The organism is Phenylobacterium sp. NIBR 498073, from assembly GCF_027286305.1.
Classification (GTDB): domain Bacteria; phylum Pseudomonadota; class Alphaproteobacteria; order Caulobacterales; family Caulobacteraceae; genus Phenylobacterium.
In genome coordinates this window covers 1,443,319-1,462,743 of the sequence record NZ_CP114599.1, presented here as the reverse complement: position 1 = coordinate 1,462,743, position 19,425 = coordinate 1,443,319, and the positions used below count along the sequence as shown (strand labels likewise).

Annotated in this window: 15 protein-coding genes; 6 read left to right on the top strand and 9 right to left on the bottom strand. The window is 66.9% G+C overall.

The features are described 5' to 3' along the window. Positions 1-2: 2 nt before the first annotated feature. The 4 genes from O4N75_RS07405 to O4N75_RS07390 all read right to left on the bottom strand — a co-directional run bounded on the left by O4N75_RS07405 (position 3) and on the right by O4N75_RS07390 (position 6,477). Positions 3-3,197 (bottom strand): TonB-dependent receptor, encoded by a 3,195-nt coding sequence (locus O4N75_RS07405; protein ID WP_269628714.1) that lies wholly within the window; start codon positions 3,195-3,197, stop codon positions 3-5. A 104-nt stretch (positions 3,198-3,301) separates the two neighbouring features. Beyond that, on the bottom strand, positions 3,302-4,297 hold the full coding sequence (locus O4N75_RS07400) for a FecR domain-containing protein (protein ID WP_269628713.1): 996 nt from the start codon (positions 4,295-4,297) through the stop codon (positions 3,302-3,304). Next, positions 4,290-4,796, bottom strand: coding sequence for a sigma-70 family RNA polymerase sigma factor (locus tag O4N75_RS07395; protein ID WP_269628712.1), 507 nt, complete (start codon positions 4,794-4,796; stop codon positions 4,290-4,292). Before O4N75_RS07395 ends, O4N75_RS07400 begins: the two co-directional genes overlap by 8 nt. Positions 4,797-5,172: 376 nt before the next feature. After that, on the bottom strand, positions 5,173-6,477 hold the full coding sequence (locus O4N75_RS07390) for an erythromycin esterase family protein (RefSeq protein WP_269628711.1): 1,305 nt from the start codon (positions 6,475-6,477) through the stop codon (positions 5,173-5,175). Positions 6,478-6,603: 126 nt separating this feature from the next. On the opposite strand from O4N75_RS07390, the gene O4N75_RS07385 reads away from it, so the two are divergent. Next, positions 6,604-7,272, top strand: coding sequence for an alpha/beta family hydrolase (locus tag O4N75_RS07385; RefSeq protein WP_269628710.1), 669 nt, complete (start codon positions 6,604-6,606; stop codon positions 7,270-7,272). Here the strand turns inward: O4N75_RS07385 and O4N75_RS07380 are convergent. Together O4N75_RS07380 and O4N75_RS07375 are read right to left on the bottom strand one after the other, a co-directional pair. Next, positions 7,256-7,816 (bottom strand): phosphoribosyltransferase family protein, encoded by a 561-nt coding sequence (locus tag O4N75_RS07380; RefSeq protein ID WP_348649545.1) that lies wholly within the window; start codon positions 7,814-7,816, stop codon positions 7,256-7,258. The two genes, O4N75_RS07385 and O4N75_RS07380, sit on opposite strands and share 17 nt — an antisense overlap. A 3-nt stretch (positions 7,817-7,819) precedes the next feature. Further along, the gene (locus O4N75_RS07375) at positions 7,820-8,023 is read right to left on the bottom strand and encodes a hypothetical protein (protein WP_269628708.1); all 204 of its coding nucleotides are present in this window, start codon (positions 8,021-8,023) and stop codon (positions 7,820-7,822) included. A 146-nt stretch (positions 8,024-8,169) separates the two neighbouring features. Here O4N75_RS07375 and O4N75_RS07370 point away from each other — a divergent pair, with 146 nt between their 5' ends. Then, positions 8,170-8,526, top strand: coding sequence for a DUF2239 family protein (locus O4N75_RS07370; protein ID WP_269629343.1), 357 nt, complete (start codon positions 8,170-8,172; stop codon positions 8,524-8,526). A 197-nt stretch (positions 8,527-8,723) separates the two neighbouring features. On the opposite strand, the gene O4N75_RS07365 is transcribed toward O4N75_RS07370, so the two are convergent. From O4N75_RS07365 to O4N75_RS07355, 3 genes are read right to left on the bottom strand one after another with little or no spacing between them, the layout of a single operon-like run. Continuing rightward, positions 8,724-10,274: an alkaline phosphatase D family protein gene (locus O4N75_RS07365; RefSeq protein WP_269628707.1), complete on the bottom strand. Its 1,551-nt coding sequence runs from the start codon at positions 10,272-10,274 to the stop codon at positions 8,724-8,726. 19 nt (positions 10,275-10,293) lie between these two features. Next, positions 10,294-11,589, bottom strand: a complete 1,296-nt coding sequence (locus tag O4N75_RS07360; protein ID WP_269628706.1) for a serine/threonine protein phosphatase — start codon at positions 11,587-11,589, stop codon at positions 10,294-10,296. A 14-nt stretch (positions 11,590-11,603) separates the two neighbouring features. Continuing rightward, entirely contained in the window at positions 11,604-14,237 is a 2,634-nt protein-coding gene (locus O4N75_RS07355; protein WP_269628705.1) for a TonB-dependent receptor, read from the bottom strand. A gap of 269 nt (positions 14,238-14,506) precedes the next feature. On the opposite strand from O4N75_RS07355, the gene O4N75_RS07350 reads away from it, so the two are divergent. From O4N75_RS07350 to O4N75_RS07335, 4 genes are all read left to right on the top strand, one after another. Continuing rightward, positions 14,507-14,911, top strand: coding sequence for a cytochrome c (locus O4N75_RS07350; RefSeq protein WP_269628704.1), 405 nt, complete (start codon positions 14,507-14,509; stop codon positions 14,909-14,911). A gap of 220 nt (positions 14,912-15,131) precedes the next feature. Beyond that, positions 15,132-15,848, top strand: a complete 717-nt coding sequence (locus O4N75_RS07345; RefSeq protein WP_269628703.1) for an ABC transporter ATP-binding protein — start codon at positions 15,132-15,134, stop codon at positions 15,846-15,848. Beyond that, positions 15,842-18,217 (top strand): ABC transporter permease, encoded by a 2,376-nt coding sequence (locus tag O4N75_RS07340; RefSeq protein WP_269628702.1) that lies wholly within the window; start codon positions 15,842-15,844, stop codon positions 18,215-18,217. The genes O4N75_RS07345 and O4N75_RS07340 overlap by 7 nt, the downstream gene beginning before the upstream one ends. A 1-nt stretch (position 18,218) precedes the next feature. Next, on the top strand, positions 18,219-19,409 hold the full coding sequence (locus O4N75_RS07335; protein WP_269628701.1) for an efflux RND transporter periplasmic adaptor subunit: 1,191 nt from the start codon (positions 18,219-18,221) through the stop codon (positions 19,407-19,409). Positions 19,410-19,425 lie beyond the last annotated feature (16 nt).

Genomic DNA, 19,425 nt, shown 5'->3' with positions numbered 1-19,425 from the left:
GGTCAGAAGTCCGCCTTGAGGGTGAGGTAGAAGTAGCGGCCGACCGCGTCCATGAAGGCGACGCCTTGTGCGTTTCCTTCAGTCTGGTTCGGGCCGGCATAGGTCCACTGCAGCACCGGATGGTCGATCCTGTTGTTGGTGAAGTTCCGCACCCCGAACTGGACGCTGTACTGATCCGTCGGGCTAAACGTCAGGCTCAGGTTGTGGTTGACGTACGCGGGGACCTCGGACTTCTCCCGCGTCTCGTCCGACTGGTCGTTGACGTTGAAGCGGCTGGCCGAGGTGTAGGTGGTGTTCACGCCGAGCCTGAACCGCCCGATCTCGTACCCGGCCGTCAGCGCGCCCCTGAACTTGGGGTTGTTCCACTGCCCGGCCGCATCGCTGCCCGCGCCGCCGGACTGGGCGATCGTGGTCTGCTCGAGCAGCTGCGATCCCATAAAGCTGAGCCGCAGCGTGCCGTCGCCGATCGGGACGCGGTAGTTGGCGGAATAGTCGATCCCGCGCGAGCGGCGCGCGGCCAGGTTGGCGAACTGCGCCTCCACATAGTCCACCTGGCCGGCCAGGTGGCCCGGTCCGCTGCTCGCGTGGCGATGCACGAACCGGCAGTAGCCCATGTCCGGGCCTCCGCTAGCGTCCACGCAGTTGTTCATGATGGTGGTGTACGCGATCGAGGTGACGACATTCTCGATGTCGATCGCCCAATAGTCGACCGTGAGGTCGAAGCCGGGGACGAAGCTCGGCTGCACGACGACGCCGAACGAATGCGTGTCGCCGGTCTCGGGCGTCAGGTTCGGATTGCCGCCGGTGAAGATCCTGGGGGCGTTGAGGTTGGCGTCGGGCAGCGGCCCGTTCCACCCTGGCACCGTGGCCGCGCAATTGGCCGCCCGGTCTTTGTCCTGGGTGATGAGCCGTGCTTCACAGGGGTCGGAAATATTGCCCAGGTTCTGCACGCCGACAGGCGAGAAGAGCTCGCCGAAGTTGGGCGCGCGCACGCTGTACGACTTGGCCCCACGCACGGTGAGGCCGGCGATGGGCGCCCAGTTGAACCCGACCTTCCAGGTGTCCGTCGACGGGTTGTCGTTATAGTGGGAGTAGCGATAGGCCCCTTCGACCGTGAGCTTGTGCGCGAACGGAACGTCGCTGAGCACGGGGACAACCAGCTCCGCGTAGGCTTCCGAAACGTTGCGGGTGGCGTCCATCGACGGGTGCACCGAGTGGTCCATGCCCGGCGCCCAGATGATGTTGCTGAGCTTGGCGACGTCAGGATCGTCGCGCGTGTTGAGCTTCTCCTGCCGCCACTCAAGCCCGGCGGCCACCAGCACGTCGCCGGCCGGCAGCGTGAAAAGGCTCCCGTCGACGCCGACGCCGGCGTTCAGCATACGGTTCTTCGTCCGCTCGTGGCGGTCGTACATCGCATAGTCCACCCAGGCCTGGCTGGGCGCGTCGGTGGTGTAGAAGTTGAAGGGCACGCACCCGGCCGCGCGGGCGCCGGCGTCGGCGCAGACGACCTGCCCGTCCAGCATGATGGCGTCGCGCCCATACAGCCACTCGCGCTTGCCGAGCATGTTGGTGTAGCGGACCTCATCCTTCACCTGGCCGTAGCGGGCGAAGGCCTGCCAGTTCAGCCGCCCGGTCAGCGGGCCGCCGACGTCGGAGCCCAGGGTGAAGGCCGTGCGGTCGTGGATCTCCTGCTGGATCGGCAGGTTGGTGTATTGGCGGTTCAGGGGGATCGAGGTCAGGCCATTGGCCACCATGAACTGGCGCAGCGATTCCGGCAGAAAGGGATCGGTCAGCCGCGCGATTTCCCCCGAGTGGCCCGCTCCGGTGGCAGGATTTATCCCCCACCAGTTGGTCGGCCGGAAATCGTCGCGATAGTGCGGCCATGAGCTGCTGCCGCTGACCCAACTCTGCGCCAGGCCGAACGAGGTGTTCCAGACGATGTCCGGCGTCAGGTCGTAGGACAGGTTGGCGTAGGCCGACGCCTTCTTGGACTCATCGCGAATGGTGATGTTGGTCAGGGTGCCGAAGGCGGTGTCCGGCCCGCCCGCCTGGGTGCCCAGCTCGCCGGTGGTGATGACGCGATAGGAGTCGCGCGGGATCTGCACCACCTGGCCGTTGATCAGCTGATACCAGTCCCCGTTCCGCGTCGTGCCGCATCCCTGGCGGTCGAAGAGGCAGAAGGTCGAGTAGTTCGACCGGTAGAACTGCTTGGTGTCGACGATGATGTTGTCCGGGATGCCGTCGTTCGGTCCTGTGTTGTCCGGATTGACCTGATAGGCCCAGTTCTTCGGGTAGCGGTCAGTGGCCAGCACCGGAGAGGTATAGATGTAGTTGCCGCCGATCACGACGCGGGCGCGGTCGCCCGCGAACTTGAAGCCCGTCGCCGCGGAGAACTGGTACTGTTCGGCGTCGCCGTCCTCGGAGACCCCGGCCGTCGCCGAGGCCGAAACGCCGTCCATCTGCTTCTTCATGATGACGTTGACCGCACCGGTCACCGCGTCCGCGCCGTAGATCGCCGCCGCCCCGCCGGTGACGACCTCGAACCGCTCGATCAGCGCCGAGGGAATGGTGTTGAGGTCGACCGCCATCGTACGCGCGCCGCCCGAGACCCAGCGGTGTCCGTCGACCACCACCAGCGATCGGTTCGCGCCCATGTTGCGCAGGTTGATGTTGGCGACGCCCTTGTCATAGGCCTGGCTGCGCGAGCTCCATTCGCCCAGGCCCGGCGCGATGGCCGGCACCTGCTTCAGCGCGTCATAGGCGGTGAACCGGCCGAAATCCTTGGCCGCGTCGAACGAAACGACGCTGACCGGCATGGACGAGTCCAGCTCCGGGCGGGCGATGCGGCTGCCGGTGACGACCAGCGTCTCGACCTCGGCGTCCGCCTCGCTGCGTCCGTCGGAGGCGCTCAGCACCGCGGTGGAGCCGTCGAAGCTGCGCACCGAAAGCCCGGTGCCCGACAGCAGCCGCTCCATCGCCGCGCGGGTGTCGAGGCTGCCCTGCAGCGCGTTGGTCCGGCGCTCGCGGGTGTCGGCGGCCGTGGCGATGATCCGGATTCCCGCCTGGCGAGCGAATTCCTGGATGCCGCTCGAGGCGGGCTGCGCCGCTACATCGAAGTTGCGCGTCTGGGCCTGAGCCAATGCCGGAACGCAGAGCATCGCTGCGACCGCAGCGGCGGAAGCAGTCGACTGGAACATGGAACGCACTTAGTGGACCCCCGAAGATTGACGTCTTTCAATCTCTCGACAGGGGCTCTCCCGGATTTGGATCGGGCCAGATCTGTGAAATGTTCTGCTCTGATTTATCTCAGTTTTATTACGATCGTCCCGCCGCCGCGCTCGACCTCGCCCCCCGACACCGCCGCCGCCATGCGCGCGAACTCTTCTGGATCGTCCGCCTTGAACAGGCCGACGATGCGGATGTCGCCGATCTCCGGGTCGGCCAGCACGATCTTGGTCCTGTTGATGCGGTTGAAGCGCACCACCGCCTCCGCGATCGGCGTGTCGTCGAGGGCGATCTGCGCCGGCGCGACTGGCCGCGCCGGCGCCCGGCTCGTCACCTTCTCCACCCGCGGCCGCGCCGCGGGCGCTGACGGGTCGAGGGTCAGCGACTGGCCGGCGCGCAGCAGCGCCGCCGCTTCCCGCGCCTCGCCGCGCCAGACCAGCACGCTGCCTTCCAGCACCTTCACCGTTCCGCCCCGCTCGCCGACCCGTTCCACCGAATAGACCGTCCCTGTCGCCTGGGCGCTCACCTCGCCGGCCCGCACCACGAACGGGCGAGCCAGGTCCTTGGCCACCCGGAAGGTGGCGCCGCCGCTCAGCAGGGTGATGCGCCGGGCGTCCGGCGACAGCGCCACGTCGATCCGCGCATCGCCCTGCAGTGTGGCGACCGAGCCGTCCTGCAGCCGGACGACCTGCTCGGCCGCCGGACCGACCGGCAGAGGACGCGCGGCGACCAGCGCCCCGACCGCCACCACCACGGCAAGCGAGGCGGCCAGCGCCGCGCCGAATACTTTCCCTCCGCTCCGGCGCGCAGGCCTCGTGGCGAGCGGCCCCGGCGCCTCATGCACCAACACCGGCTGCGGCGCCCTTGCCGGGGGCCGGGCGCCGACCACGGCGTCTTCCATGGCCATGAACACCGCCCGCGCCCGCGCATAGGCGCCGCGATGGCGCCGGTCCGCCGCCAGCCACGCCTTCAGCTCGGCGCGCCCTTGCGCGGTAAGCTCGCCGCACGCGGCCTCGACCGCCCACTGCGCGGCCTGCTCGTCGATGACGCCCGCTGAAGCTGCGTTAGCCATTCGCCTGCACCTTCCGTGGGGCGCTCGCCTCGCCTTCGCCCTCAGCGTCCTGCTCGGCCATCGATTTCAGGACCTTCTGCAGCCCGCGCACCAACAGGTTCTTCACCTCGTTTTCGCTCACACCCAACCGCTCGGAGGTCTCCTTGCGCGTCAGCCCCTCGATGCGCCGCAGCTCGATGACCCGTCGGCAGGTGTCGGAAAGATTCGACAGCAGCATGTTCACCCGCCGCAGCTCCTCGCTCGCCTCCAGCGTGCGATCCTGCAGGGGCCTGTTATCGATGACGCCGAACCAGTCGTCCTGGCTCACCGAGACGAGATTATTTCCGCCGGCCCGCCGCGCCATGTCGGTGGCCGCGGTATGGACGGTGCGGTGAAAATAGGCGGCCGGATTGTCGATATGGTCGACCTGCGCCAGTCCGGCGAGGCGACAATAGGCTTCCTGGATGACGTCCTCCGCATCGACCGCGCCGCGCCAGCGCCGCGCCAGCCACTTGCGCATGGCGCCTTCGTGGGGGACGATTTCCCGGGCGATCCAAGCCGTAATGATGTCCCGCTCGCCATTCATGGGATGCGACCGCCGGTTCTCCATTGGGCTGCAGGCCCGGGCAGCCCCCGGCAAATGCAGGCTGCGCTCCTAAAGACGCTCTGCGTAACAGTTTGATGATGGCTTCGATCCAAGCGCCGGGCGCTGGCCGGCCACCTGACCCCCAAGGCATCCGGGTCGACGCCGCCGCCCCGGGCCCGGTCTGGCCCCCGCTCAACCCAACCGACGAGCAGGCGCAGGAGGTCAGCCAGTTCGGCGCCAAGCTACGAGCTGCGCCGATCACCAGGAGGCATTCCGCCGCGTGGCGCTCGCCGCCGCGCTCGTGTCGCGTCTAGAGGCCAAAGGGATAGATGTCCGGCTCCCCCTCTGCCGAAATGCCTGGCGACGGGTTCACCGCAGTCGTCTCTGCGATCCAGACAAGCGCATCGAATTGCCGTGACAAGTTCGCGTGGAAATAGTGGCTCTGAAGCTCAGTGTCGGGGCGATAGATCACTCCGATGGCGCGTTCCAGTCGAGCCCAAGACAGCGACTGCGCAAGATCGGGGTTTGCGCGCCAGTCGATCAGAGCGCGTGGGCGTCCCCCGGCGTTGAAGACATGCTCCCAACTCTCCCGCCGAGCAGGGACAATGCTCATCTTCCGTGGCTCAAGACCCCATTCATCGGCTGCAAGAACGCTCCCCCGATCGGTACTAAAGCCGATCGAAACACAGCGCGGGCCGAACGCCTCCTTGCAGAGTTGCCCGATATTGAACTCGCCCGACGCCCCCATGGCGGTCGCTGCCGCATCGCCGATGTGGGAGTTGTGCGCCCATACGATCGCCTTGCTGTCAGATCCGCGCGATTCCATGAGCCGCAGCAGGGTCGCAAACATGTGCCCGTCGCGGCGGTTCCAGCTCTCGACCGAACTGCGGTACATGGCGCGATAGTAGGTTTCGGCCGCCGCCACGACGCGAGCGTTCTGCTCGGCGTCCAAATAGTCCTGCCCATCCATGGCGCCGTAGGCGAAGCGCTTATGGATCATGGACGCCAACTGCCCCACGACGGCGTCCTCGCAGTCGGCGGATCCTAGGCGGGCGGCCGCGCCGTAGTGGGTCGGATGCTCAAAGAAGGGACTGAGACATCCGTAGCGGCGGCGCGCCTGCGCCGCCCCCGCGGGGTCGACGCGATCTAGATAGGCGATGACTTGGGCTGCCGATTCCGTGAGGCTGTAGACATCGAGTCCGCGGAGTTCCGCGCGATCATCGGGCTCGCGGGGCAGGTTCCACGCGCGCAAGTCACGCAGAAAGCCGTGGAACTCGGCGTTGCGCCACATCCAGCGCGGAAACCTCAAGAAGCTGTCCTGTTGGCCCCAGATGCCTCTATTGCGCACAAACCGGTCGAGGTCGGCGACGTCGGGCCAGTCGGCTTCCAGCGCCACGATCCGAAAGCCGTGCCGCTCGATAAGGCGCCGGCTGATGGCGGCTCTGGCCCGATAGAACTCCGACGTGCCGTGCGTGCATTCGCCGAGCAGGACGATCCGAGCGTCGCCGAAACTGTCGAAGGCGGCGCCGAAGGCCGGATCGTCATAGTCGGGCAGCGGTCGCGCGGCCTCCCGAACTTTGGCGGACAGGTCCAACGCTGCATCTGCGTGCGTCATGACGTTCCTCCTCAGGCGTCGAGAGCGCCTTTGCGATAACGTGTTGCGTCGGCTCGGGGCTTGAGCCGCGTCAAAGCATGGATCGTCAGAGGGGCTACGCATCAGGACAAGTGCGGGAGAAGCCTGATGCAGCCGCCAATTACACGCGTACGAATTCCCCCTCTGCAGCTTGAGGCCGACCTCCAAGCCGCGCCCCTGCCGCGCGGCTTGGTGATCTTCGCGCATGGCAGCGGCTCGAGCCGGCGCAGTCCACGCAATCAGGCCGTAGCCCAGGCGCTGGTCGCAAGCGGCCTGGCGAGCCTTCTGATGGACTTGCTGACCCAAGGCGAAGAAGCCGAGCGCGCCAACGTCTTCGACATGCCCCTGCTCGGCGAGCGGCTCGTCCAGGCTATCGATTGGGCGAGCAACCAGCCGGCGCTCGCTCATCTTCCCATTGGGTTGTTTGGCGCCAGCACCGGCGCCGGCGCAGCGCTCCGCGCGGCGGCTGAAAGACCTGCTCGGGTGCGCGCCGTCGTGTCCCGTGGCGGGCGGCCCGACCTCGCCGGCGCAGCCCTACCGGACGTCCAGGCGCCAACCCTTCTCGTGGTCGGCGGCCGCGACGAAGCCGTGATCGCGTTGAACCGCCACGCCGCCCAGCAGATGTCGGCTCACGTCGAACTCGCCATCGTTCCCGGCGCAACCCATCTCTTCGAGGAACCGGGCGCGCTCCAAGCGGTCACGGACCTCGCAATCGCCTGGTTCCACGACCATCTCGGACCCGGCGTCATGCAAAAGCAACTCAGCCGCGAAGACTGAAGTCGCGCAGGGCGTCGACAACCTCGGCGTCGGACAGTTGATGGAAGTCCCGATAGGAGGCGCCCACCCCATAGAACGGCTCCGGCTGTTCCAGGCAGATCACATCATCGAAGATATCGGTCAGTGCGGCGGCAGCGTCGCGAGAGGCGACGGGCGCGGCAAGCACCAGTCGCGCCGCCCCCTGCGCGCGCAACGCTGCTCCGGCGGCCCGAGCGGTTGCGCCGGTGGCCAGACCATCATCGGCGACAATCGCCGTGCGCCCCTTGGGGTTCGGTCGAGGACGCTCCCCAAGGTAGATCGCGCGGCGACGTTCGATCTCGGCCAGTTCGCGGGCGCGCGCTTGCTGCAAATAGGCGGGGCTCGCGCCGCTGCGGCGAGCGACCTCCGGATTAACGACCGTCAGCGCCTCCTCCCCGTCCGTCACCGCGCCGAGCGCCACCTCCGGATATCCTGGAGCGCCGATCTTGCGCACGAGCACAAGGTCGATCGGGGCGCCGAGCCGCCGCCCTATTTCAATTGCGATGGGCACGCCGCCTCTCGGCAGCGCTTAGACGATCGGCTCGTCGTAGCTGCGTTCCGCGATCGCTTCGGCGATCCGCTGTCCAGCGTCAGTCCGATTTTCGAACATGCAGTGTCTCCCATGCAAAGCGCCTTGGACTTTTACGGAAGCACCCTCGTCGACATCCAAAGCCGCACTCTGGCTCGACGCACCTTCCAAAGGAGCGATCCCCTCCACCTTGATGCTGCTCAAGTCGGCCTCGCAGATAAGGTTGGCGCCGCCCCCCCCCATGTTCCGTCAGCGGAGGGCCGCCCGCCCCGGTAGACGCTTTGCGGACTGGGCCTCTACCCGCCATTTTTACCCGGGCAGATTGACATGCGAAGCAAGCTGGTCGACCGCTGGGGGCGAGAGATAGAGGCGGCCAGCAGGACGTCCTTGACCGTCTTCGCGTCCCGGAACCGCCTCAAAGCGAGACGCCGCGTCCCCGTGGCCGTCCCCGCCTTGGGGTGACGGCGCGCGAAGTCACCCTGCTGCCGAAGCACTGGACCTGGTTGCAGGAGCAGCCAGGCGGCGCCTCGGCCGCGCTCCGCCGGCTGGTCGAACAGGCCCAGCAGGACAGCGCCGACATCGACCGCGCCCGCAAGGCGCAGACGGCTACCTATCGGGTGATGTACGCCCTGGCCGGGCACCTCGCAGGCTATGAGGACGCGCTAAGGGCCCTATACGCGGCGTCTCCGAACGCTTCGAGAGCTTGATCAGCCGCTGGCCTGGCGATGTCGCCGCATATGTCCGACGGCTGGGCGCCACGGCCTTCTGACGCTGGCCCGGCGGCGAGCGGCTGGCGCGCCGGAACCGACCGTGCGCTGGCGGCGGGCGAGACCGAGGGAGCGCGCCGCCCCGTGAAGACCGCCTGGGGCTGGCGTCGCCGGAGCCACGCCGCACGCTACGGCTCCTAGGCCTCGTACACCTTGGGCTGATCCGGAGTGACCGCGTATCGCGCCATCGTGCTGATCTTGCCGCCGGGGGTCTGGACCTTGTCCATCACCTTGACGCTGGTCTCCCAGCGCTTGGGCGAGATGTCGAAGACGTGGTAGCCGCGGAAGTTGTTGATCATCTTCATGTGCGGATTGGTCGACAGCTCGCGTTCGGCCTGGGCAAGGGGGCCGCCGTCGCCGTTCGAGGTGATCGAGGTGGCGAGGAACTCCACCGCCGCCGCCTTGCCGTCGGGCGCCTCCTCGCGTTCGGGCACCGCGCTGACGATGTTGCGGTGGAAGTCGCCCGAGGCGATCACGACATTGGTCAGCTCGCGCTTGCGGATGGCGTCGACCAGCCGCGCCCGCGCCGGACGGTAGCCGTCCCAGGTGTCGAACGAGGTGAAGGACGCTGACTCCCCCGGGTTGTGCCGCTGGTAGGGCGTGACCAGCACCTGCTGGGCCAGCAGGTTCCACACCGCGCTGTTGCCCAGCCCCTCGTCGAGCCAGGCCTCCTGGCTGGCGCCGAGCATGGTCGGGGCGACGTGCGCCTCGATCGGGCACGGCTTGAGCTTGCCGTCGTTGCAGGGCTGGTCGGAGCGGTATGAGCGCGTGTCGAGAACATGCATGCGCAGCAGGCCGCCATAGTCGAGCCGGCGATAGGCGGTGATCCCGCCCGGGCCCGGCAACTGGGCGCGGCGCACCGGCATGTGCTCGTACCAGGCCTGGAGGGCCGCCAGCTTGCGCAGCGCGAAGAACTCCGGCGGCGTGCCGTCCTGATCGAGTTCGCCCGCCCAGTTGTTGTCGACCTCGTGGTCGTCGAACGAGACCGCGAAAGCGCAGGCTGCGTGCGCCGCCTGCAGGTGCGGGTCGGACTTGTACTGGGCGTGGCGGCGGCGGTAGTCGTCGATGCTGTAGATCTCGTCGCCGACGTGCTGGCGCACGACGCCTTCGCCCAGCGGCCGGCCGGCGCGCTCGTAGATGTAGTCGCCGTAGTGGAACACGAGGTCGAGATCGGGCTCGCGCGCCATGTGGCCCCAGGCGTCGAAGAATCCGGCCTCCCAGTGCTGGCAGCCGCCGACGCCGATGCGGATGCTGGTCGCCAGCCCGCCGGCGGCCGGGGCGGTGCGGGCCATGCCGATCGGGCTGGCCTCGCCGCCGGCCAGGGTGAAGCGGTACCAGTAGTGGCGGTGCGGCCGCAGGCCGGAGAGCTCGACATGGACCGAATGGGCGAGCTCGGGCCGGGCCAACGTCTCACCCCTGCGGACGATCTTGGCGAAGCGCTGGTCTTCGGAGACTTCCCAGCCGACCTTCACCGCGCTCTGCGGCATGCCGCCGTGCTCTTCCAGCGGCTTGGGCGCCAGCCGCGTCCAGATCACGAAGCCGTCGGGCCACGGATCGCCCGCGGCCACGCCCAGTGCGAACGGATAGGCGCCAGTCGGCGCGGCGATCACCCGCTGGGGCGCAAAGCCCGAGACGAGGGCCAAGGCGCCGGCCACCTTAATGAGGTCGCGGCGATCGCGAATAAGCATGAGCTGGCTGCCCTTTCGATCAAGGCTTTTGCCGCGACGGCGCCGCGGGCGCGCCGAAGCGCTGGTGGAAATCGGTGAGGGTGAGCGCGAATTCGTCGCGCTTCAGGTAGTCGGCGTCGGAGAGCCCCGCCTGGCCGTCATGAGCCTTGTACCAGGCGCCGTACTCCGGGATCTCCGAGGCGAACTTGCCGTAGTGGGTGGAATAGGTGCGGACCTCGATCGTCGGCCGCTCGCCGTCCAGCTTGAACTTCAGCAGCCGCAGCCAGCCGTCGCCCACGTCCTCCCCGGTCGCGCCTGCCTCGTTGGCGGTCTGACCGCGGCCCTGGTAGTCCGCCATCATCTGGTGGACCTCGTGGCCGAAGGCGTTGGCCGCGACGCTGTAGCCCTGTCCTCCGACGTGCCCGCTCAGCACCAGGAACACCTGGTCCTGGCGGCTGATGAACTCGTCCCAGATCATCTGCGGGTCGTTGTCTTGGCGGTCGAGCCGGCTGTTGTTCGGGTTTGAGCGCCGGTTCGGCTTGCCGTCACGGTCGAGATAGTCGTGGGTCGAGACGATGGTCGGCAGGCCGGGATACCGCTGGATGAGCTTCGCGGCCCAGGCCAGCGAGGCGTCCGGCGCGTGGTATTGCAGGGCGATGTGCAGGAACTTGCACTTGCCGGCGGTGAACACCTGGGCGCTGTCGGCGCCGCCGTCGTGGGAGCCCACGTACCAGGGCTTGCCCTTGAAAAACGCCGAGTCCGCCGAGAACGCCGACTGGAAGCCGGTGAGCCCGCCGACGTGCCTCAGGCCGTCCTTCTTGGCCTCAGGGTGCGGCGGATGGGCCGGGTCGGTCCACAGCGCGTCGAAGTCGTGGTTGCCCGGCAACACCGAGAACGGCAGCTTGCCGTCGATCAGCTGATAGCCGCGGACCGCTGTGGGGATCTCGAACGCCCGCGTGTGGGCCTTGGGCGAGACCGCGACTTCGGAGCCCCCGAAATTGGGCATCCACTTGAAGCCGCGGGCGGCGTGGCCCTCGTCCATCCACTCCGAATAGTGCTGCCAGACGTCGCCCATGTGGGTGGCGAAGACGATGTCGCCGCCGGCGCCGGCGGCGTGCTCGCCCACCCACCACAGCTGCGCGTAGTACTGCTCGGCCGCGTCGAAGGGGAAGCCCGACCACTTCTGGTGGCGGTAGTCGACATAGTTCTGCGTGTCCGGGATCATGGCCACCGTGAACTCGCCGCAGTCGCCCGACCGATAGCCCGCGGCCTGAGCGCCGGCCGCCGTCGCCATGACGACGGCGGCGCTCGCCAGGCCTAGAAGCCGCTGCTTCATACCCCCGGCCACCATCAGTACTTGTAGATCAGGTCGAGTTGGAACGAGCGGTTCCGGGTCAGCTCGTAGCGGCGCATTTCGTATGGCACGCCGTAGTAGCCCTGCTGCTCCGGGTCCTCGAGGATGTTGTTGACCTGGAACTTGGCGATCAGGTTGTCGGCGAGCGTGTAGCGGACCGCCGCGTCGAGCTGGCCGCGCTCCTCAAGCCAGTAGGTCGTCCACGGATATGCGCCCAGCGAGATCGGGCTGCGGCTCTTCCAGTTGTAGGCGAGGCGGATCTCGCCGTTGCGCGGCAGGCGGTAGAAGGTGCTGACATTGACCAGCCAGTCGGCCTGGTACTGCAGGGCGTCCAGGTGCACCCAGGTCTTGCCCGACGCGTAGTCCATCTCCGCCCACATGCGGGTGGCGTTGGCCGAGAAGCCCACCTTGTCCTCCAGGAAGCCCGGCAGGTAAGGAACGGCGTCGGTGACGACCTGGAACTCGATGCCCTTCATCGTCGACTGCGAGGCGTTCATCGGCTGCGAGACGTCGTAGGTGGCGCCGTTGATCGTCTGCTGGGTGGTCTGGGTGAAGATGTCGTCCTTGATCTTCTTGTAGAAGCCGCTGATCGAGACCAGGCCGCTGCCGCCGAAATAGTACTCCGCGGCCAGATCGAAATTGTCGGACCGGCGGGGCTTCAGGTCCGGGTTGCCGCGGGAAATCGTCAGGTTCTGGGTGTTGACGTTCTCGGCCCGCGCGATGTCGCCGAAGGCCGGCCGGCCGAGGGTCCGGCTGTAGCCGGCCTTGATCCGCAGGTTGTCGGAGAGGCGCTGGGTGGCGATGAACGACGGCAGCAGGTGGTCGTATTCTCCGTCGCGCTGGGCGAACGTCCCGTCATAGCGGCCAGCCGTGGCCAGCGGCGATTGGGCGGTGAAGTCGACCTTGTCGTAGCGCAGGCCGGCGACCGCGCTGAAGGTGTCGGTCGCATAGGACAGGGCCGCATAGCCGGCCAGGACGGTCTCCTCATAGCGGTAGTCGGCCGACCAGGCGGCGTTGTTCGTGCTGGTCTGGTTGATCGCCAGGCCCGGCTTCACCGACTGGGCGAACCGGTCGTAGTTCACCCAGACGACCGGGTACTCGTACATCCACGAGCTGATGTCCGGCACGAAGCCGACGGCGCCCATCGGGCTGCTGTTGGACACGTAGGTGATCGTCCTGGAGTCGCGTTCGGTCTCGACCTGGCGCAGGTCAGCGCCGGCTGCGAAGCCGAAGCCGCGGGCCTCGCCGCCATAGTTCCATTTGTAGTCGAGCTTGGCCTCCTTGGAGGTCATCTCGGCGTCGACATAGAGGTCCGAGGCGGTCGACAGCCGGTAGTTGGCGATGTTGATCAGCGCGTCGTTGTTCTCGATCGTGATCTGGTCCGACAGGCCGGACATGTCGAAGGTGATGAACGAGTTCGGCGGCGTGAACGCGTAGTAGGCGCCCAGGTCGGTGTCGTGGAACCGGTTGATGTTCCAGCCGGCGCGGAACTCAAGCGAACCCTTGTCGCCCAGGTCGGCGACGGCCTTGAAGATGGCGCCGCCCGTCTCGTTCTCGAACCGGTCGTAGTCATAGCCCGAGGTGGTGTTGCCGATCTTCAGCCGGGCGACTTCGGGGCTCAGGCGCTGCAGGTTGGAATAGTTCTGGACCTGGAACTGGTTGAACGTCTGGTCTTCCTGCTGGCGGTAGCCGTAGCCAAGGACCGACAGCTGCAGGCCTGGCATGGGCTCGTACTCGAACTGGGCCGAGCCGCCGTAGGTCTTGGTGAAGTGGGTGTAGTCCATCGGCCGGATCAGCGACGGCAGCGGCTGCTGGCCGTCCCAGTTGGACAGGTCGGCGTTCCCGGGCGTGCCCGCCGGCGTGTAGAACACCCGGCCGTTGGCGTTGCGCTTGGTGTAGTCGAAGGTCTTCTGACGATAGACGCCCGACAGCACGACGCCGAACTGCTGCCGGTCCCCGAAAGAGCGCGCCAGCAGCCCCTTCACCCCGCCGCCCCAGGGCGTGTCGTTGTAGTCGCCTAGGCTGTTGGTTCCGGGCACGTACTTGCCCTTGCCGGACTGGTAGGTCCCGAACACGTCGAGATAGGTGGTGTCGGGATCGTTCAGCGCGCTGCGCGGAATGATGTTGGTGACGCCGCCGATGGCGCCGACGTCGAGGTCGGGGGTGAAGGTCTTGAAGACCTCGGTGGTCCGCGAGATCTGGGTCGGGATCAGGTTCAGGTCGACGCGGCGCAGGCCGTCGCCGTCATTGGCCGACGAGAACATCGCCATGCCGTCGAACGAGGTGAAGTTGAGGTCGGGCGAGATGCCGCGCACCGAGACATAGGCCGCCTCCTGCTCACCATAGAGGGTCTGCATCGATGACACGCCGGGCACCCGGATCAGCGCCTCGGCCAGGGTCTCGTCGGCCAGGTCGCCCGTGTCGTCCTGGGTCAGGGTGTCGACGACCGCGACGCTTTCGCGGCGGTTTCTCACCGCCTCCTGGCTGCGCAGGGTGCTGCCGGTGACCACCAACTCCTCGACGGCGCCGCCGGCTTCGGATGAGGCGTCGTCGGCGAAGGTTTGCGCATGCGCCGCCGAGGCGAGCGCCAGGGCTGACACGGTCACCAGGAACCGAGAAACAAACAACATTTTACGGCTTTCAACTTGCGCCATTTGCAGCGCGCCCCACTCCCCGCCCCCGCTGTCGCCAGGACGATGGAGCCGGCTACCTAGTGAAGCTTGATGTCATCGCGGTGAGGCTTCTGTAGCGATCGCATGACACCGGGGTGCGATCGAAGCTCAGGGTCATCCACGCCGATGACGCGCTAAGCGCCTGCGATGGCGCCTCTCGCCTAGCGCCTTGCTCCCCTGATTGGCTGTTGTCATGCTGCCTCTTCCTTGAAGCGAGCGACATCTACATGCTCAGAACCTGCAAACTCCTGGCTTCGGCAGCTGCGTCGCTGACCGTGCTGTCAATCAGCTCGTGGGCGGCGGCGGCCGAGCGTCCGTCGGTGACGGCCGGCAGGAAGGTTGCTGAACGCAATTGCGCGGCGTGCCACGCCATCGGCGATGGCGAAAGTCCGTTGAAGGAAGCCCCGCCCTTTGCGCGTCTCAAGTACAGATATGGCCCAGGCGGACTGGCTCAGCTGCTCGAAGAGGGAATGATCAAGAACTGGCCGAGACCCCTTGAAGAGGGCGCGCCGCCGATTCATCCTCGCATGCCGGCTTTGGAGTTAGGGGAAGACGAGACCAACGCGCTCGTGGACTACCTCCGAAGCCTCGAAGGGCGTGACGCCGTTCAGCGGCGAGGCGCGCCCAAGTGAGGCTGGCCCGTACCGCCAGCTTCGATCGTCCCGGCGGCCTGGTCGAGGATCTGGGGTCCGACAGCTGCGCAACGCATGCGGCGCGCCAATACTGAACATACCTCCCGGGGGGGCGAAATGACCCGACTGAGAACCCATCCCGAGCTGCACGCGATGTCTCGGATAGGATCGCTTCGGGCGGTCGTGTAGCCTCCCGCCTCCCCGCATGGATGTCGGGCGCATGCTTGAGACCAAACCTTTGGTTTATCGGGTCCGAGGTCTTACCAAGACCTATGGCCAAGGCGTGAACAGGATCGACGCCCTGCGAGGGGTCGATCTTGACGTTGTGAAGGGCGACCTTCTGGTCCTGCTGGGCCCTTCGGGGTCCGGCAAATCGACCTTGCTGAACATTCTGGGCGGACTCGATACGGCCTCGGCTGGCCACGCATGGTTCTACGATAGCGACCTGACCGCTTGCGACGACGACGCCTTGACGGAGTATCGCCGGTCCAGCGTCGGATTCGTCTTTCAATTCTACAACTTGATCGCCTCCCTAACCGCGCGGGAGAATGTCGCCCTCATCACAGAAATCGCAGCAAATCCGATGCAGCCGGCAGACGCGCTCGCGCTCGTCGGTCTGGAGGCCAGGCTCGATCACTTCCCAGCCCAGCTCTCCGGCGGAGAGCAGCAGCGCGTGGCCATCGCCCGAGCCATCGCCAAGCGGCCGCAAGTGTTGTTGTGCGACGAGCCGACGGGCGCGCTCGATAGCGTGACCGGCGTACGCGTGCTGTCAGCCATCGACCGGGTGAACCGAGAGCTGGGCACCACCTGCTTCGTCATCACTCACAACGCGGTCATCGCGGACATGGCCGACGAGGTGATCATGTTCGGCGACGGGCAGATCTCACGCCGCCATAGAAATCAAAGTCGAAAGGCGCCCTCAGAACTCGCATGGTGATCGGCGCGCGCTCCGTCTTCTACGTCAAGCTCCTGCGGGATGTGTGGCGCTTGCGGAGCCAGTCGCTGGCCATCACCCTGGTGGTCGCCGCCGGCGTCGGCATGGTCATCATGTCGTTTGGCTTGATCCGTTCGCTCGAGGCGACACGCTCGGCCTATTATGATCAGTACCGATTTGCCGATGTCTTTGCGCCGGTGCGCCGCGCGCCGGAGTCGGTGATAGGGGATGTGAGCGCGCTGCCAGGCGTCGCAGCCGCCGAGAGCCGCATCAGCACAACCGCAATTTTGGACATCGCTGGCGTCGCTGAGCCGGTCACAGCACGGGTCCATTCGCTGCCATCAACCGGGCAGCCGGCGCTGAACCGGTTGTTGCTGCGCTCCGGGCGTCTGCCGGACCCTATGCGGGCCGGTGAAGCGGTGGCGAGCGAAGCATTTGCGAAAGCTGCGCGCCTTGAGCCCGGCGACCAGTTCTCCGCGCTCATACACGGTCACCAGATCAAGCTGACGCTTGTCGGCGTGGCGCTATCCCCGGAGTACGTCTACGCCGTCGCGCCTGGGGGGATCTTCCCGGACAACAGGCGCTATGGGGTTCTGTGGATGGGGCGGGAGTCCCTTGCGGCGGCGCTCGACCTCACCGGCGCCTTCAACGAGATTGTCGCTACGCTCTCACCCAGCGCCGAGCCGCAGGATGTTTCGCGCCGGCTGGACGCGTTGCTCGAACCCTATGGAGCTCAGGGCGCCTACACCCGCCACGAACAGGCTTCGGATCGCTTCGTCTCGAACGAGATCGACCAGCTTGCGGCGACCGTCGAGGTCCTTCCACCGATCTTCCTCGGCGTGGCCGCATTCCTGCTGAATATCGTGCTTGGCCGAGTCGTCGATGCTGAGCGTGAAGTGATCGGCCTCTTGAAGGCCTTCGGCTATCGCAACGGCGCGATCATGCTCCATTATGCTGAGCTAGCTCTTCTGTTGTGTCTGAGCGGCCTCCTGCTTGGCGGGCTGTTCGGGGTCTGGCTAGGGCGGGCCGCAGCGGGCCTCTACCAGACCTATTTCGCTTTTCCCTTCCTCGAATTCCGCGCTGGAGCGGACGCCTTTCTCGTGGCGTTCGGAGCGACGCTGACAGCCGTCCTGGTCGGTGCGTTAAGCGCAGTGTGGCGCGCCGCCCGGCTGACGCCCGCCGAGGCCATGCGCCCCCCGGCTCCCCGCGACTTCTCTTCAAGCGCCGCGCCCCGCACCCCCGTGTTCTGGCTGGATGAGCCTTCGCGAATGATCCTGCGCGGCCTCGTGCGGCGCCCGGTGCGTTCTGGTCTCACCGTGCTGGGAATAGCTTGCGCGCTAGCGCTCTACACCGCGTCGGCCAGCATGGACGATAGCGTGGATTCCTTGATCGACATCGCTTTCGGGCAAGCTCAGCGAAGCGACGTCACGGTGACCTTCGCAGAAGCGCGCGACGCGCGGGCCCTTTACGAACTCCAGCACATGCCCGGCGTCATGCGCGTCGAGCCCTTCCGATTTGCAGACGCCCGCCTGAAGGCAGGCCCGCGAGAAGAGCGGGAAGCTCTAAGCGGCGGCGAGAGCGGCGGCGACCTCAGTCGCCTGGTGGACCTAGACGGCCACGTGCTCGAGCCCCCTGCCCGCGGCGCCCTGGTCTCCAGCCGACTTGCACGCCTTCTGAATATCAAGCCCGGCGACACTCTCACCGCAGAAGTCACCGAGGGCGAACGGCTCAAAATCGCAATCAAGGTCGGCGCGGTGACCGAGACCCCTATCGGCGGATCCGTAATGCTCGATCGGTCCGTGTTGAACAGGCTTTTGCAGGAGGGCGACAGCCTCTCCGGCGCCCACCTTCGGGTGGATAGCGCACAGCTGTCCGCGCTCTACGCGGCGCTGAAAAAGACGCCCGATCTCGTCAGCGTAACTGTGCGTGACGCCACCTTGCAGGGCATCGAAGACACGATCGCTCAGAGCATCGGTCTGCTGAATCTTTTCAATGTGGGCTTCGCCGTGCTGATTGTCTTCGGCGTCGTCTACAACAGCGGTCGGATCAGTCTTGCTGAACGCGCCCGCGACCTGGCGTCGCTTCGCGTGTTGGGATTCCGCCGGCGGGAGGTCGCTTACGTGCTGCTTGGGGAACTGGCGTTGCTGGTGCTGCTCGCGCTTCCAATCGGCTTGCTTTTCGGGGTCGGGCTCTCGCGGTTTCTGATCGAGCGGTTCAGCGGCGACCTTTACACCCTGCCCGTGACGGTGAACGCGCAGACCCTGTCGCAAGGCGTCCTGGTCGTCGGCGGAGCTGCGGCGGTCACCGCCTTGCTTCTGCGCGATCGGCTCGATCGGCTGGATCTCATCCGGGCCCTGAAGACGCGCGAGTGAGATGAAGAACTTTCTCACAGGACCGAGGATCATCGGCGCGCTCGTGATCGCGGCGCTGGCTCTGAGCCTTGCCGTCCTCCTGCGCTCCCCGCCCGTTGAGGTTGACATCGGCGTGGTCAGGCAAGGTCCCATGGCCGTGAGCGTCGAAGACCTCGGTGAGACTCGGGTCACCGATCTTTACACCGTCTCCGCACCGATCACCGGCGAGCTCCTGCGGGTGGCTCTGAAGCCAGGCGCGCAGGTCGTCGCTAAGCAGACCCTGCTCGCGCGCATTCAACCGGCCGAGCCCGGACCGCTGGACGCGCGCCTGTTGCGGCAGGCCCAGGCCAATATAGGCGCCCTGCAAGCAGACCTGGCGGCTGCGCGCGAACTCGAAGCTCTCTCGCGGCGGGAGCTGACGCGGGTCGAGCCGTTGGCGCGGCGGGAATTTGTGGCGCAGGCGGCGTTGGATCGGGCGCGCTCTGCGCATGAACAGGCGCTTCAGGCGGTCGAGATCGCCGCTCAACGGCTCGAGGTGGCGCGCGGCGCGCTGATCGTCGCAGACGGAGGAGCCAGGGGGCGGGGCGCGGCGGCCGTGACGTCCCCGGTGTCTGGCTATGTCTTGCGAGTCCTGCAGGAAAGTTCTCGCGTGGTTGCGGCCGGCACGCCGCTGGTGGAGATCGGGGATCCAGCTCACCTTGAGATCGTGACCGATCTGCTTTCGGCCGACGCGGTGCAGGTGCAGCCCGGCGCAAGGGTCGAGATCATCGCCTGGGGCGGAGAGGCGCCGCTCGCCGGTCGCGTACGTCTCGTTGAACCGTCCGGCTTCACCAAGGTCTCGGCGTTGGGGGTCGAAGAGCAGCGAGTCAATGTGGTGATCGACTTCGTCGCCCCGCGGGAGGCGTGGGGAAGGCTTGGCCACGGGTATCGCGCCACGGTGCGGATCGTGGTCTGGGCGGAGGACCACGTTCTGCAGGCGCCGGTGAGCGCGCTGTTTCGAAGCGGCGGGCGCTGGAAAGTGTTCGTTGTCGACGCAGACGGGCGAGCTCGTCTGACGCCCGTCGAAATCGGCCGGATGAATGACGAGACCGCAGAAATCCGCCGTGGCCTTGCGCCGGGCGCGCGGCTGATCCTGCACCCTGGTCAACGCGTGACGAACGGCGTGCGCGTGCGCGCATCTTCGGAGTCGGGCGCCTCGACCTCGGGGACCTAGATGGCCGCTTCGAAGC

Coding starts and splice junctions, on each gene's coding strand:
- O4N75_RS07365 (WP_269628707.1), bottom strand. CDS start 10,274: ATGCTTATTCGCGATCGCCGCGACCTCATTAAGGTGGCCGGCGCCTTG.
- O4N75_RS07340 (WP_269628702.1), top strand. CDS start 15,842: ATGGTGATCGGCGCGCGCTCCGTCTTCTACGTCAAGCTCCTGCGGGAT.
- O4N75_RS07400 (WP_269628713.1), bottom strand. CDS start 4,297: ATGGCTAACGCAGCTTCAGCGGGCGTCATCGACGAGCAGGCCGCGCAG.
- O4N75_RS07360 (WP_269628706.1), bottom strand. CDS start 11,589: ATGAAGCAGCGGCTTCTAGGCCTGGCGAGCGCCGCCGTCGTCATGGCG.
- O4N75_RS07335 (WP_269628701.1), top strand. CDS start 18,219: ATGAAGAACTTTCTCACAGGACCGAGGATCATCGGCGCGCTCGTGATC.
- O4N75_RS07395 (WP_269628712.1), bottom strand. CDS start 4,796: ATGCGCAAGTGGCTGGCGCGGCGCTGGCGCGGCGCGGTCGATGCGGAG.
- O4N75_RS07390 (WP_269628711.1), bottom strand. CDS start 6,477: ATGACGCACGCAGATGCAGCGTTGGACCTGTCCGCCAAAGTTCGGGAG.
- O4N75_RS07405 (WP_269628714.1), bottom strand. CDS start 3,197: ATGTTCCAGTCGACTGCTTCCGCCGCTGCGGTCGCAGCGATGCTCTGC.
- O4N75_RS07385 (WP_269628710.1), top strand. CDS start 6,604: ATGCAGCCGCCAATTACACGCGTACGAATTCCCCCTCTGCAGCTTGAG.
- O4N75_RS07345 (WP_269628703.1), top strand. CDS start 15,132: ATGCTTGAGACCAAACCTTTGGTTTATCGGGTCCGAGGTCTTACCAAG.
- O4N75_RS07350 (WP_269628704.1), top strand. CDS start 14,507: ATGCTCAGAACCTGCAAACTCCTGGCTTCGGCAGCTGCGTCGCTGACC.
- O4N75_RS07355 (WP_269628705.1), bottom strand. CDS start 14,237: ATGTTGTTTGTTTCTCGGTTCCTGGTGACCGTGTCAGCCCTGGCGCTC.